This window comes from Yersinia sp. 2541 StPb PI (assembly GCF_052217145.1).
Lineage (GTDB): Bacteria > Pseudomonadota > Gammaproteobacteria > Enterobacterales > Enterobacteriaceae > Yersinia > Yersinia enterocolitica_E.
Genome location: NZ_JAZGQB010000001.1, coordinates 4104623 through 4117429, shown reverse-complemented (window position 1 = coordinate 4117429; position 12807 = coordinate 4104623). Strand labels below are relative to the sequence as shown.

The following is a 12807-nucleotide window of genomic DNA, read 5'->3' as shown; positions in this document are numbered from 1 at the left end:
TTGGAAATCCATTCATTACCTGCTCGCGCTCAAACTACTGATACAGCCTCGGTAAACTTTCAATCTACGCCTGCTATTCCATCTGATTCTTTTTGAGGATACTTTGCCGTTGCTAGCGCTGGCCTATGCTTCTTTCTACTATCGCCATAATCAACTCAAATAGCTCAGATTTTGCCTGTGAGGCGGTGATTTCGCCGCTAGCAGCAGAACACGATAACCCTTCTGCTGCACCTAGCAATGCCCATAGGCTGGCATCTGAAATCAGATTCCCTTTAGCATAGGGCGCGAGTATATTCCGGCATTTGTGGATGTACGCCTTAGAATATTCACGTTTCATCTCATCCAGCTCAGGCGTGCCTTTTAATGCTGCAATGACCCCAGAGATTTCCTGCCCCTGAAGCAGGACACAGTCAATATATGATGAGGCGGTCACAGTGGCGATAGCAGTGAGTGTTGGCTCGCATTGCGCAATGGCCGCATCCATCAATGCGGTTTGGCGGCTATCAAACTCTTTATAAAGTTCGGCAAAAAGTCCAGCTCGGGTGCCGAAATGGTCATAAACCACCGGTTTAGTGACGCCGGAGCGCTCAGCAAGGCGGCCTAGCGTCAGGGCTTCAGTGCCTTCTTCCCGCACCAGTTGCCATGCTGTATTCATTAATTGGTGGTAACGCTCTTCACGCGATAGGCGAAGTCGTGACGATACATTCTTTTTGCTAGTTGACATGCTTATATACCAAAGGTAACTTACCAACAGTAACTTACTAATGGTATATAGATTACGCCAACGGCATTTTAATGGCAATCAGGAGTCAGATTATGCATTCACTTATCGTTACCTCACATCCGCTTCATGAATCACTCACTAACAGTGTTGCACGACAGATTGCAGCGGGGTTGGTTGCATCGGATTCTACACACACTTATGAGATTGCCGATATTGCTACCGAAGGTTTTGACCCAAGGTTTACCGCAGTGGATATTGCTGCTTTTAATCGGCAAGCTTCGCTGGCGGATGATGTGCTGGCGGAGCAACAGAGGATTGAGCGAGCAGATGCGCTGGTATTAGTGTTCCCAATTTACTGGTGGTCGATGCCCGCATTGTTAAAAGGATGGATTGATCGCGTGTTTTCCAATGGCTGGGCCTATGATGACGCGGGAGAGTTGATCAAAAAGCTGACGCATCTGCCAGTACATATCATTGGAATCGGTGCGGCCGCGCATAAGACTTATATCAATCATGGCTTTGCCGAAGCGATGAAAATACAGATTGAGCACGGTATTTTCAATTTCTGCGGTGCGCCGGTGATGAGTTCAACCGTGTTACTGCTGCCAGACTTAGGTGGCCCTGGTCCGGTACTTGAAGCCGCATATAATATGGGTACTAATATCTTTGCCTGCGAGACAGCAGCAGGATGATGGCCTGAAAGTTAGTGATTCCACTTCCGTTTATCCTCCATGGAGAAGTGGAATCAACTAGATTTAATTACGCAATTGGCAACGTTTTTCGCGTTTTTTTAGGCTTCAGATAACGTGAAGGCCAGATCTCCGCAGGATGTAATTCCAGCACCTGTGCAATCAAGTTTTCGCCCTTCGGCCAATGGCGCAGCAGCGTATTCGCCAGCGTTGAAGAGGCCAGCCCTGACTCTCGGGAAAGTGCCGCCATCGTTGTACCGCGTTTTTTCAAACCCGCGATAATATCTGCCGGATGCCAGTCTTGTTTATCCATAATGTTTAATCCTCCATGTGATGTGTTCGAGTAATTATCCTATTTTGGGATAACAAAGGAAATGCCGGATATTCGATTTTGGGATATTGATCAAGGTTACACCGATGGCTTCCATTTACTCCGAAGAATATCAGCAAGTGATAAAAGCTCTCCGACAGGCTCGTATTGACAGACGGATCAGCCAACAGCAACTCGCTAAGGCACTCAGTCGTCCACAGTCATTTGTGGCTAAGGTTGAGAATGGTGAGAGGAGATTAGATTTTGTGGAACTTATTCATATTGCTCGTCTACTATCTATCGATGAATTGTCATTAATTAGCATGATTATGAGTGCAACTGTACCGATAAGGTAAGTAACGTATACTTATCCTTTTTTGGGATAATTGTGACAGTAACAGATATTCAATTCCGACAATCTAAAAGGAATTGGACAGATGGCTTCAATATATTCAGATGAGTACCAATCGGTTATCAAGTCATTGCGTGATCAGCGGATTGCTAAAGGCATTACTCAGGATAGTCTTGCTTCCGCCCTCGGTCGCCCTCAGTCTTTTATCGCCAAAGTAGAAAATGGCGAAAGACGCTTAGATGTGGTGGAATTTGTGCATATAGCTAAGCTATTGGGGGTTAAGGTAGAGGATGTATTGGGAAGGATTAGATAAAGGAAATGATATTTTTATTATAGTTACGAGTGAATTTTATCAATATTATCTCCGCCTTTCCCCGTATTAGGAAAGGTAAAAGTGGGCGCTATTCCTTGATACTCAATCTACATCCTGCTAGGAAGATTACTGCATTCTTCTATAAAATGATCAATTGAGCTTTTGTACATTTTAGCCCTGCTCGGCCCTTGACTGTTCAAACATACAGTGATAATCTCCCGGTAAATTTCCGGATAAGTAGATGGTGACTGTATGAGTTTAGCTAATAAACAATCAGAGTGTTTAGATGAGATAATATGCACATCATCTTACATCAAAGAAAAGCGTATGCGAATGGGGATGACACCATCTAACTTCGCTCTTTTACTCGATATGAAAGAGCATGGTGAACGTACTGTTAGGGGGTGGGAGAGCGGTGAACATGCGCCATCAGCTCAAAAGAAAAGACAAATAATAGAGCTCCGCATAGACCCTCCCTATTTCCAGAGTGAAAAATTTGTCGGAGATTTTACTTTCATAGATCTCTTTGCTGGTATCGGTGGCATTCGAATGGCTTACCAAAATATCGGAGGGAAATGCGTTTTTTCCTCCGAGTGGGATAAGTTTGCACAGAAAACCTATGCAGCCAATTATGGTGAACTCCCGGCTGGAGATATTACACAGATATCGTCAGCAGATATTCCAAAGCATGACATTCTGCTAGGCGGTTTTCCTTGTCAGGCATTTTCTCAGGCAGGACTTAAACGTGGATTCAGTGATACTCGAGGAACAATGTTCTTCGAAATTCAGCGTATATTAGGAACTTCCAAGCCTAAAGCGTTTATGCTAGAAAATGTTAAACAACTGAGAGGGCATGATAAAGGTAGAACTCTAAATACTATCCTTAATATTTTGGAAGGGCTGAATGAACATCAAATATCCGATGATGTTCCAATGAGCGATGAGGCTCGTGGGGCATTAACTAATTTATTGAATTACAAGGTCTTTTATAAAGTCCTGCGAGCTGGAGATTTTGGTGTTCCACAAAATAGAGAGCGTATTTTTATAGTTGGTTTCAATCGGGATTATTTTGACAGTAACACTGATTTTGAAGCTTTATTTAATTGGCCAGAACCACCTAAATCGGTAACTCGATTAGGGGATATACTTGAGGACTCGAGTACTATAAGTGAAAGATATACAATTTCTGAACGTTTGTGGGCTGGACACCAACGCCGTAAAGAAGAACATAAAAATAAAGGTAATGGATTTGGATATTCTCTCTTTAATGAAGATAGTGAATATGCTAATACACTTAGTGCCCGTTACTACAAAGATGGCAGTGAAATATTGATTGATCAATCTCATATTAATAAACGTCCTCGTAAGCTAACTCCTCGTGAGTGCGCACGACTACAAGGATTTCCCGAAAACTTCGTCACTGCTGCTGTTTCTGATGCCCAGATATATAAACAGTTTGGCAATTCTGTTTGTATTCCAGTTGTCCAGGCTGTTGCTGAGCAAGTGCTTAAAGTTTTGTCAAAATCTAAAAAGTAGAACAAATGTAAGGAGATATACTTTTGTATCTCCTTAAACATAAAACTACATTTTAGTTCTAAATGTTGTAATATTCACATAAATTTTTAAAAGATACAGGAATGCCAGACTGAGTAAGAACATCAATTCTTTCATAGTAAAATCTTTTTAAGTACTCAAGTTTAGTCTCAGCGATAGCTAAATGTATAGTTTTATGGCATTGAGGGCATAATATAATAATATTAGCTTCCACGTCTAAGGAGTACTTAAAATAAATCGATTTCGATATCGGAATTAAGTGATGAGCCTCGACATATGGCTTTCCGGAGCTATCTGAAATGAAAGTAGGATGCTGTTGATTGAACTGACATAAATTATGGCAATCATTAATTATGTTTGCTGCGAGTAATGGGTTTCGTATGAATTTTTTTACATGGTAAATTGCCGAACCAGCCTGGACCTGCGGGGAGTAAATCAGTTTTTGGTATGACTCATCACTTTCATCAATTAACTGGTTATCTTCTATTTCTGAATTTTCCATACTTGTATCTAAATCATTCCACTGCTCCCTAGTTAAAAAACCAATGTACGGTATTTCATCATCTCTTTTTAAGAAGATAAACCAAATATTTCCTGGTTCAGGATAGAATTTTGATTCTCTATTAAAGTAAAGTCTTAATTCGTTACCTTTTATTTTTGGATATTTAATAGCTAGAGAGTGTAGAACAAATTCATTTGAACTATTATCGAGTACATAAAAATTGAAATTAGATGGTTTTTCATCATTAATCGCTCCACCCGCTCGAGTAAAAGATGCTGGAGGATATAGTGAGTGAAGCACTCTTTTTTCAAATTGATCCACAGTTACAGATTTGTCTCCTGTAGACTCTCTATATGTGACTTCTGAAGCTGCTCCCAAAAACGCTCCAAATTGCTGTAAAATACTTTCTGTTAGTAACATAAGATCAACTCCATTTTATTTATATCAAATCTAGTTAACGTTATAATATTCATAAAGTAAGTATAATATGTTTTTGTTTTTTTACTGACTCGAACTAAGGCTACAAATTTTAGCATAAAACTAATGTATTCCTAATGTGTCTATTTCTGCATATATATTCCCTGCGCAAAGCCACTCCTCGAGCCTTTCAGTAATATCTTTATCATTAAGTTTTAACCGTCCTTTTAAGGCGCATTCCCAAATTACTAATATCCTCCATCTTTTCACTAAAAGTTGTTTTGTAATCAAATTATCTCGGTAAATATTTTTACCTATCTTATTAGCCCAAAATTCTGTTCGTGTCTTCGGCATTTTGGATAAATGACACTGATGCTTATGCCAAAAGCATCCATGAGTAAATATAACTGCTTTGTATTCATCAATGACAAAGTCAGGTCTGCCCTCAAGCTCCTGAACTTGAGTTCGAAAAAACACGCCAAGTTGTTCAAGAATTTCATTTAATTTTCTTTCAATAGAGGTGTTACTGTTACGGATTGCTCTCATATTTTTGCTGCGAGTAGCTGGACTATGTACATCAGTCATTTTTTATCTAAGCCCCTCTATGTGTAAAGCGAAGTTACTTACAATATATAACTCAAAAGCAGTATCAGTGAAGATAATTTCGCTAAATATGAAGGGCGGAAGCTGCGTTTACCGGTTAAGTTTTCCCCCGATGAAGGGCAGATGGCGTATCACCGCCAGAATATCTTCATAAAATAGAGCATGCTGACAAAGTGAAATGAAGGGGATACTTACTGTTGGGGCAATAGTGGCGTAAGCCACCGTGCACTCTGAGTGCGGTAAACCCTTCATTCACTGCGCCAGGAATCGCGTTGTTATAAACCTCAGTGTGTCAGGTTTATTTCAACAAGAACGACTGACCCTGTTTCAGCACTAAATCACAGGCTTTGGTTTTGATTTTTTCAGTGATTTGCTCACTGCCCAGATCGTTCAAATTCAAACTCTTACCTTCACCGGTTTTCAGTAATCCGCCTAAACCTTCCTGATAGTCCTGGCTCTTGGCATTTTCGGTACTGGTGATACCCAGTTTACTCATCAATTGGTCTTTAATCGCCGAAGTGCCATTGGCCGACAGTACATTATTTTGTACGCAATATTGCAATATACCGGCAGCATTGGTCATGGTGCTGGCACTTAGCCCTTTATCGCCACCATTGAGTAAGCCGGTCAATGACGACAATGAAGATGAGCTATCACCCGATTTACTGTATTGGTCAGCAGCACTTTTTACTGAATCCAATAGGCTATTGGCGTGAACGGTAGCCGTCAGCAGCGTGGTAGAAAAAGCCAAAGCCAGCGCCAGGCGATAAGTGGTGTTCATAGAAACTCCTGTTTTACAGCGGCCTCACTGCCATGAGGCCGTGATACCACCAGAAAGACTGCTAATTATTTTCTTCGGCGCTAAGAATAACGCAAAGGAGACATTTTGCTGATAGGTGTTATCTGATAACGCGGCAACTTGCTGAATTACCACGGGCTTCATATCGCGTTTAAATTCCCCCTCTTAATGCCCATACCTTAGGCGCAAAACCTCCGGGTAAGGGTCAAAATAGCGCTGCTGGGCAAGATAGCTGTCGGGATATTCAGCTAAATAATGTTTGAGCAGGGTAATGGGGGCAAGCAGTGGCTGACTGCCTTGACGATAACGCAAAATCAGTTGTGCCAGCTCACTGCGTTGCCGGGGGCTGAGTTGGTTGCTGAAATAGCCTTGGACATGCTGCAAGACATTGGTGTGACCACGGCGCGAGGAGTGTTGGCTCATCAGGGCCATCAGCCGGTTACGGTATTCAAAAGCACATTCATTAATTGAAGGCCATTGGTCGATAGCCGCAACGAAACGCCCTAATTCACGGTAGGCAGGTTGCGAATGAGCTAGTAATAACAATTTATAGCGGCTATGGAAAGCGATCAGCCGAGCGCGGCTCATGCCTTGTTGCCATAGCTGATTAAACTCATGTAAGGCATAGATTCGTGCCACAAAATTCTCTTTCAGCTCAGGGTCACACAGGCGGCCATCTTCCTCAATGGGGAGCCACGGTAGTTGGCGCATTAATTCTTGAGTGAAAATACCAGTACCACTTTTGCGGTTATTTTTGCCATCGGTTTCATACACCCGCACTCGCTCCATGCCGCAGCTAGGGGATTTGGCGCAAACCACATAGCCGCTTAAATGCTGCAATCCCGCAATTCTTTTCGCGGAGAAGTCCTGCATGGCGCGGGTCAGGTCGGTTTCTGGTTGGTTACTAAAGCTGAGACGAATATCATCAGCGCCTGCTTTAACCAAGCGCAGCGCTGGGCGGGGTGAAGGCAGCCCGATTGCCATCTCAGGGCAGATCGGCTCAAAATGAACAAAAGGGGCCAACTCGTCCACGGCAAATGTTAGACGTTTATGCCCGCCATCGAAACGTACTTTCTCACCTAACAGGCAAGCGCTGATGCCGACGGCGATTTTGTCTGACATGGTTTTGCCTCATGATTTATCGTGATTACACTTATCTACTTTCATTATAGTTAAGGTCTAAGCATTTCCGGTACTGGTGATGATCAGTTTACTCATTAAGCATTTTGTTGATAGGTGTCATCTTATAACGCGGAATATTTGATTGTGACTAACCCAATAAATCGGGGCCAATAATCCTATAATTATCAGCCCCGGAGTAATACGAGTCAGTTTTTACCCTTCATTAGCGGCTGGCTTTGATTGGCGGAATTTACGTACTACTCGCAGGATTGGCGGCAGCACCAACACCACCACGGCCAGTATTAGCAAGCTTTTTGCAATAGGGCTCGACCACAAAATAGTGTAATTGCCATTGCTAATGGACAGTGCACGGCGCAGGTTTTGCTCCAGCATTTCGCCCAGAACAAAGCCTAAAATCAGCGGGGACATGGGGAAGTTCATTTTTCTCAGCAGATAGCCAAAGATACCCAATCCAACCATGAGCATCAGGTCGAAAGTGGTGCTGTGCACCGCATACACCCCCACCGCAGAGACTGCTGCAATGGCGGGGACCAGGAACCATAACGGAATGGTTAACATGCGGGTGAAGAAGCCAACCAGAGGTAGGTTCATCAGCAGTAATATAACGTTGGCTATCAACAGCGAGGCAATTAACCCCCAGACAATATCCGGTTGCTCGGTGAACATCGCAGGCCCCGGTGTGATGTTATACAGGGTCAATGCTCCCATCATTACCGCCGTAGTGCCTGAGCCTGGAACGCCCAGAGTGAGCATCGGAATAAAAGATCCACAGGCAGAAGCATTATTCGCCGCTTCAGGTGCGGCAACACCACGAATATCCCCTTTACCAAAACTATCGCTGTTACCACTGATGCGTTTTTCGGTCATGTAGGTCAGCGCACTGGCGATGGTTGCCCCTGCGCCCGGCAAAATCCCAACAAAGAAACCGATCACTGAAGATCGCAGTGTTGGCCCAACACATTCTGCCGCCTCTTTGCGGTTGAACATCAGGCGACCGGTTTTACGCACCAGTTTCTGGCCGGTACTGGTACTTTCCAGCATCAACAAGATCTCACTGACCGAGAACAAGCCGATCACCACCACGATAAATTGAATTCCATCAGAGAGGTGGACACTATCAAAGGTGAAGCGATAAACGCCGGTGTTTGCATCAACGCCGACTGTCGCCAACCCCAATCCGATTAAGGCGGCGAGCAGTGATTTCAAGGGATTTTGGCTCATCATGCTGCCAAGGCAGGCGATAGCGAAGACCATTAACGCGAAATACTCCGAGGGTCCGAATGCCAGTGACCACTGTGCCAGTAGCGGTGCAAACAGAATGATCCCACCAATAGCCAAGAGTGAACCAACAAATGAGCTAACTGCTGAAATGGATAGCGCTACACCGGCACGGCCCTGCTGCGCCATCGGATAACCATCAAGGGCGGTCATGATAGCCGCGGCATCACCGGGGACATTAAGTAATATGGATGAGATGCGCCCACCATATTCACAACCGATATAAACCGTAGCCAGCAAGATCAGGGCAGACTCGGCGGGCAGTTTTAGGGCAAAAGCGAGTGGCAGCAAAATGGCCACGCCGTTGATCGGCCCCAGTCCTGGGAGTAAGCCAACAATGGTACCGATAAAGCAGCCTATCAGGGCAATCATCAGGTTTTGTGGTGTTAATGCCACCTCAAATCCTTGCGATAAATACATCCAAGTTTCCATCACAGCCTCGTTAGTTCAGCCAAACGCCAAGTGGTAGGGTGACATCAAGTAAATAGTCAAAGGCATAGAATAATGACGCGCCCAGGACCACGCCGGACAGCGCAGCGACCCATATTTTTGCCTCAAATAACAATGCGATGCTAAATGTTAGCAGGGCTGTCGCCAGCGGGAATCCAAGCGACTCAAACCCCCAGGCATAGAGCACCAGCGTAATCACCATCACCAACAGGCGATGCAATACTTTGGCGTGCGGCCATGCGATAACATCTGGTTTACGCAGCAGCAATAGCACCGCGCACAGTGTCATTAACGCCAGAATTGCCATCGGGAAAGGGCGCGGGCCTAGCGGCTCATAACTGTATTCGCTTTGAATTCCCCAGCCGATAAATAAGCCGCTGATACAGAGTAGGATCCAGATACTGGCAAAAATACGATCGCTCATGATCTTTCTCCTTAATTATTTGGCCAGCCCGAATGCTTTAGCTTGTTCACGATATTGTTCAATCTGTTTTTTGACATACACATCCAGCTCTTTGCCGGTCAGGTTGAACTCAAATAAGCCGCGTAATTCGCGCTGTTTTTTGAACTCGTCAGTTTGTACCAAGGTGTTAAAGGTCTCCGTCCACCATTGATATTCTGCATCACTGACCTTCGGCCCGAGATAGAAACCACGAATAATCGGCCACACTAAATTGAAGCCTTGTTCTTTAGCCGTAGGAATATTAGCCAGTTGGCCAGGCAGGCGTTGTTCTGCATAAACAGCCAATATCCGTAGTTTGTCGCCTGCCAGATAGGGCACCATTTCACTTAAGTCCCCGGACACCGCCTGAATATGGTTACCTAACAATGCGGTAACCGGTTCACCGCCACCCTCAAAGGCCACATAGCGCATTTTATGGGGATCGACGCCCACCTCACGGGCCAGTAACGCCGTTTTCATCCAGTCCTGGCTGCCAATCGAGGCACCGGCCCCGAATACCACGCTGTTAGGATCTTGTTTAAAGGCATCCATCAGATCTGTTAGCGTTTTATAGGGAGAGTCAGCCCGCACGGCGATCATGCCGTAATCAGTGCCAACGGCCGCCAACCACTTCACATCGTCAGGGCTATAACGGCCAAATTTATTTTGTGCCAGATTAAGTAAAGAGCCGCCGGAGAACGCGACCACGGTGCCAAACTCTGCTGGCCGTTGCGCCACGATGGCGTTATAGGCAACCGCTCCGACACCTCCTGGCATATAGCTGACCCGCATTGGGCGATCAATTGCTTTAGTCTCTTGCAGGGAAACCTGAATCAATTTACAGGTAAGATCAAAGCCGCCGCCGGGTTTGGCCGGCGCAATACATTCTGTTCTGCCAGGTGCCTCGATAGCCTGTGCCATTTGTGCTGTCAGTATCAGAATCGAGGCGGCTAAAGTGCGGGTAATTATCCTTTTCATCTTATTCCCTCATTATTTTCGTCTAAATTGTGAGCCTTCCCGCGATTGCGAGGTTGCTGAATTGTTAATAGATTAACCTTTCAGTTACCTTTCAATGGGAAGGAAAAAGTACAGGATGTGATATGCGTCTCTTGTTGGTAGAGGATCACCCCGAGTTATCTCACTGGTTACAGAAAGCATTGACTCATGCGGGCTTCGCTGTGGATGTGGCAAATGATGGTGTTGCCGCCGATCATTTGCTGCAAAACGAAAATTACGCGCTGGTGGTATTGGATGTGGCGTTGCCACGTTTGAACGGGTTAGATTTGCTGGCCCGGCTACGTAAGCGTGGGCAAACGCTGCCGGTGCTGTTGTTGACCGCCAGAACGGAAGTGGCAGACCGGGTGAAAGGGCTGAACTTGGGGGCGGATGACTATTTGACGAAACCGTTTGAACTGGATGAACTGGAGGCGCGGATACGTGCTCTATTACGGCGTAGTGTCGGTGGAACCGGGCAGGCGGTGCAATTTGGTGAGTTGACCTATCACGACGAAGGTTACTTTCTGTTAGCGGATAAGCCACTGGCGCTGACACCGCGGGAATCGGCAGTATTAACCTCACTGATGCATCGCCGGGGTAGGCCAGTTGCCAAACAACAACTGTTTGAGCAGGTATTTACCTTATCCGATGATGCCAATCCAGAAAGTATTGAACTGTATGTGCATCGGGTGCGTAAAAAGCTGCATGGCAGTAATGTCTCTATCCAGACTTTACGCGGTTTAGGTTACAGCCTGGAATGCACTAATGGCATGCTCTAACACTACTGTGCCACGATGGTTTAAAGCCCCACGTTCGCTGTTTCATCAATTGCTGCTGTTTTTTGGTGTCCCACTACTGATTTTGGGCGGGATCTCTATTTATACCCATTATATCAGTGCGATGAATGCGGCTACGTTAGCTTATGACCGCACGTTATTAGCCTCTGCCCGGACGGTGGCGGAGCGGTTGGTTGTTCGTCATGGGCAGCTAGAGGTTGATGTCCCTTATATTGTCCTCGATAGTTTTGAGCGCAATATGAATGATCAGCTTTACTATCAGGTGATTACGCCAGAGGGGAAAAGTATAGCTGGCTACAATGATTTACCGCCTTTCCCGCTGAATACGCCACGATCCCTTCTCTACCCTGCATTGGTACATTTTTATGATGCCGAGTACCGAGGCAAACCAATACGTGTGGCTGCGCTTTATCAACCGGTTAATGAGTCTGGTGTTATGGGGATGGCGATGGTGCTGGTGGCTGAAACGCTAGCATCCCGCCATGATCTGGCACAGCAGATCATGATATCGGCAGTCTTGACCCAAGGTACGCTGGTGCTCTTGACGCTGGTAATGGCGTATATCTTACTCAAAGGTATTCTCAAGCCATTACGTAAGCTATCAGGCTTGATGCTGCGGCGTGATCCCGGTGAACTGACCCCGCTCCCCAAAGTGTTGCCATGGTCAGAAATGGAACCGTTGTTATTGGCCTTTGATCGCTACATCGAGCGTTTACGGGAAATGGTGGCACGTCAGGGGCGCTTTAGTGCTGATGCCTCTCATCAATTGCGTACACCGTTAACGGTGTTGAAAACGCAGGTGGCGGTGGCGCTGGCCAGTGACTCCCCACAACAATGGCGTGAAAGCCTATTGGCGATGCGCGGGACACTGGATCACACCGTTTCCCTGACGGATCGGTTATTGCAGTTATCACGGATGAAAGTACACGAGCGCAGACTACAACCGGTTAATCTCGGCCCACTATTACGCGACGCGTGTTTTGCACACCTTGCTCAAGCCCGCAGCAAGCAGATTGATCTGGGCTATGAGGGGGGGGCTGAGTGCTGGATCGAGGGGGATGCCTTATTGCTGACGGAACTGTGCGATAACCTGCTGGACAACGCGTTGAAATACACACCAAAGCAGGGAGTGGTGACGGTACGATTGGTTATAGGCGGTGACACAGGGCGCTGTTGGTTAGAAATAGAAGACAGTGGCCCTGGTATTGCACAAGATGAAGCTGCGCAAGCGCTGATGCCATTCCACCGGTTGGATAATGTGGGTGAGCAGCAAGGGGCGGGGCTGGGGTTAGCATTGGTAAAAGACATTACGACCTACCATAAAACCCGCCCAGAGTTATTGCACAGTGAGTTACTAGGCGGTTTATGGGTGCGGATAAGTTTTAGCGTGTGCGCGTGATGTGGCTCAGTCGCTAAATTTGCCATGCGGCTCCAACAT

16 protein-coding genes and 1 pseudogene are annotated in these 12807 nt (G+C 45.9%); 7 read left to right on the top strand and 10 right to left on the bottom strand.

What is annotated here, in order from left to right; translation table 11 throughout:
- Positions 1–112: 112 nt before the first annotated feature.
- Positions 113–655 carry a TetR/AcrR family transcriptional regulator gene (locus V1953_RS18440; RefSeq protein ID WP_420073243.1) on the bottom strand — a complete coding sequence of 181 codons (543 nt, stop codon included), beginning with the start codon at positions 653–655 and terminating at the stop codon, positions 113–115.
- A 161-nt stretch (positions 656–816) separates the two neighbouring features.
- Here V1953_RS18440 and V1953_RS18435 point away from each other — a divergent pair, with 161 nt between their 5' ends.
- Positions 817–1416: an NAD(P)H-dependent oxidoreductase gene (locus tag V1953_RS18435; RefSeq protein ID WP_083160787.1), complete on the top strand. Its 600-nt coding sequence runs from the start codon at positions 817–819 to the stop codon at positions 1414–1416.
- Positions 1417–1483: 67 nt separating this feature from the next.
- Here V1953_RS18435 and V1953_RS18430 read toward each other — a convergent pair whose 3' ends face one another.
- Positions 1484–1726 (bottom strand): helix-turn-helix domain-containing protein, encoded by a 243-nt coding sequence (locus tag V1953_RS18430; protein ID WP_083160785.1) that lies wholly within the window; start codon positions 1724–1726, stop codon positions 1484–1486.
- 104 nt (positions 1727–1830) lie between these two features.
- On the opposite strand from V1953_RS18430, the gene V1953_RS18425 reads away from it, so the two are divergent.
- The 3 genes from V1953_RS18425 to dcm all read left to right on the top strand — a co-directional run bounded on the left by V1953_RS18425 (position 1831) and on the right by dcm (position 3924).
- On the top strand, positions 1831–2079 hold the full coding sequence (locus V1953_RS18425; protein ID WP_032907236.1) for a helix-turn-helix domain-containing protein: 249 nt from the start codon (positions 1831–1833) through the stop codon (positions 2077–2079).
- 81 nt (positions 2080–2160) lie between these two features.
- Complete coding sequence (locus tag V1953_RS18420) at positions 2161–2388, top strand: helix-turn-helix domain-containing protein (protein WP_442821298.1); 228 nt, start codon at positions 2161–2163, stop codon at positions 2386–2388.
- A 252-nt stretch (positions 2389–2640) separates the two neighbouring features.
- The gene (dcm, locus tag V1953_RS18415; protein WP_442821297.1) at positions 2641–3924 is read left to right on the top strand and encodes a DNA (cytosine-5-)-methyltransferase; all 1284 of its coding nucleotides are present in this window, start codon (positions 2641–2643) and stop codon (positions 3922–3924) included.
- 58 nt (positions 3925–3982) lie between these two features.
- Here dcm and V1953_RS18410 read toward each other — a convergent pair whose 3' ends face one another.
- Both V1953_RS18410 and V1953_RS18405 read right to left on the bottom strand, forming a co-directional pair.
- The gene (locus V1953_RS18410) at positions 3983–4864 is read right to left on the bottom strand and encodes an HNH endonuclease (RefSeq protein ID WP_442821296.1); all 882 of its coding nucleotides are present in this window, start codon (positions 4862–4864) and stop codon (positions 3983–3985) included.
- Between the two features lie 120 nt (positions 4865–4984).
- Positions 4985–5446 carry a very short patch repair endonuclease gene (locus V1953_RS18405; RefSeq protein ID WP_442851191.1) on the bottom strand — a complete coding sequence of 154 codons (462 nt, stop codon included), beginning with the start codon at positions 5444–5446 and terminating at the stop codon, positions 4985–4987.
- A 51-nt stretch (positions 5447–5497) separates the two neighbouring features.
- On the opposite strand from V1953_RS18405, the pseudogene V1953_RS18400 reads away from it, so the two are divergent.
- Positions 5498–5623, top strand: a pseudogene (locus V1953_RS18400) (HNH endonuclease); the annotation flags it as partial.
- A 139-nt stretch (positions 5624–5762) separates the two neighbouring features.
- Here the strand turns inward: V1953_RS18400 and V1953_RS18395 are convergent.
- The 6 genes from V1953_RS18395 to V1953_RS18370 form a co-directional block, all read right to left on the bottom strand.
- A complete protein-coding gene (locus V1953_RS18395; RefSeq protein ID WP_372557903.1) occupies positions 5763–6245 on the bottom strand; it encodes a DUF2501 domain-containing protein in 483 nt (160 codons plus the stop codon).
- Positions 6246–6269: 24 nt separating this feature from the next.
- Entirely contained in the window at positions 6270–6407 is a 138-nt protein-coding gene (locus tag V1953_RS18390) for a hypothetical protein (protein ID WP_193784736.1), read from the bottom strand.
- Positions 6408–6428: 21 nt separating this feature from the next.
- Positions 6429–7385 carry a YbgA family protein gene (locus tag V1953_RS18385; protein WP_083160780.1) on the bottom strand — a complete coding sequence of 319 codons (957 nt, stop codon included), beginning with the start codon at positions 7383–7385 and terminating at the stop codon, positions 6429–6431.
- A gap of 213 nt (positions 7386–7598) precedes the next feature.
- Complete coding sequence (locus V1953_RS18380) at positions 7599–9116, bottom strand: tripartite tricarboxylate transporter permease (RefSeq protein WP_083160779.1); 1518 nt, start codon at positions 9114–9116, stop codon at positions 7599–7601.
- Between the two features lie 10 nt (positions 9117–9126).
- The gene (locus V1953_RS18375) at positions 9127–9558 is read right to left on the bottom strand and encodes a tripartite tricarboxylate transporter TctB family protein (protein WP_083160778.1); all 432 of its coding nucleotides are present in this window, start codon (positions 9556–9558) and stop codon (positions 9127–9129) included.
- Positions 9559–9573: 15 nt separating this feature from the next.
- On the bottom strand, positions 9574–10554 hold the full coding sequence (locus tag V1953_RS18370; protein ID WP_372568625.1) for a Bug family tripartite tricarboxylate transporter substrate binding protein: 981 nt from the start codon (positions 10552–10554) through the stop codon (positions 9574–9576).
- Between the two features lie 122 nt (positions 10555–10676).
- Between V1953_RS18370 and tctD the strand changes: the two genes are divergently transcribed.
- Positions 10677–11351, top strand: a complete 675-nt coding sequence (gene tctD / locus V1953_RS18365; RefSeq protein ID WP_083160774.1) for a transcriptional regulator TctD — start codon at positions 10677–10679, stop codon at positions 11349–11351.
- Positions 11338–12768 carry a sensor histidine kinase gene (locus V1953_RS18360; RefSeq protein ID WP_442851190.1) on the top strand — a complete coding sequence of 477 codons (1431 nt, stop codon included), beginning with the start codon at positions 11338–11340 and terminating at the stop codon, positions 12766–12768. Before tctD ends, V1953_RS18360 begins: the two co-directional genes overlap by 14 nt.
- Positions 12769–12807 lie beyond the last annotated feature (39 nt).

What these genes read in the sequence shown, in the direction of transcription:
- V1953_RS18440 (WP_420073243.1), bottom strand. Translation starts at nt 655, where the DNA reads ATGAATACAGCATGGCAACTGGTGCGGGAAGAAGGCACTGAAGCCCTG.
- V1953_RS18435 (WP_083160787.1), top strand. Translation starts at nt 817, where the DNA reads ATGCATTCACTTATCGTTACCTCACATCCGCTTCATGAATCACTCACT.
- V1953_RS18430 (WP_083160785.1), bottom strand. Translation starts at nt 1,726, where the DNA reads ATGGATAAACAAGACTGGCATCCGGCAGATATTATCGCGGGTTTGAAA.
- V1953_RS18425 (WP_032907236.1), top strand. Translation starts at nt 1,831, where the DNA reads ATGGCTTCCATTTACTCCGAAGAATATCAGCAAGTGATAAAAGCTCTC.
- V1953_RS18420 (WP_442821298.1), top strand. Translation starts at nt 2,161, where the DNA reads ATGGCTTCAATATATTCAGATGAGTACCAATCGGTTATCAAGTCATTG.
- dcm (WP_442821297.1), top strand. Translation starts at nt 2,641, where the DNA reads ATGAGTTTAGCTAATAAACAATCAGAGTGTTTAGATGAGATAATATGC.
- V1953_RS18410 (WP_442821296.1), bottom strand. Translation starts at nt 4,864, where the DNA reads ATGTTACTAACAGAAAGTATTTTACAGCAATTTGGAGCGTTTTTGGGA.
- V1953_RS18405 (WP_442851191.1), bottom strand. Translation starts at nt 5,446, where the DNA reads ATGACTGATGTACATAGTCCAGCTACTCGCAGCAAAAATATGAGAGCA.
- V1953_RS18395 (WP_372557903.1), bottom strand. Translation starts at nt 6,245, where the DNA reads ATGAACACCACTTATCGCCTGGCGCTGGCTTTGGCTTTTTCTACCACG.
- V1953_RS18390 (WP_193784736.1), bottom strand. Translation starts at nt 6,407, where the DNA reads ATGAAGCCCGTGGTAATTCAGCAAGTTGCCGCGTTATCAGATAACACC.
- V1953_RS18385 (WP_083160780.1), bottom strand. Translation starts at nt 7,385, where the DNA reads ATGTCAGACAAAATCGCCGTCGGCATCAGCGCTTGCCTGTTAGGTGAG.
- V1953_RS18380 (WP_083160779.1), bottom strand. Translation starts at nt 9,116, where the DNA reads ATGGAAACTTGGATGTATTTATCGCAAGGATTTGAGGTGGCATTAACA.
- V1953_RS18375 (WP_083160778.1), bottom strand. Translation starts at nt 9,558, where the DNA reads ATGAGCGATCGTATTTTTGCCAGTATCTGGATCCTACTCTGTATCAGC.
- V1953_RS18370 (WP_372568625.1), bottom strand. Translation starts at nt 10,554, where the DNA reads ATGAAAAGGATAATTACCCGCACTTTAGCCGCCTCGATTCTGATACTG.
- tctD (WP_083160774.1), top strand. Translation starts at nt 10,677, where the DNA reads ATGCGTCTCTTGTTGGTAGAGGATCACCCCGAGTTATCTCACTGGTTA.
- V1953_RS18360 (WP_442851190.1), top strand. Translation starts at nt 11,338, where the DNA reads ATGGCATGCTCTAACACTACTGTGCCACGATGGTTTAAAGCCCCACGT.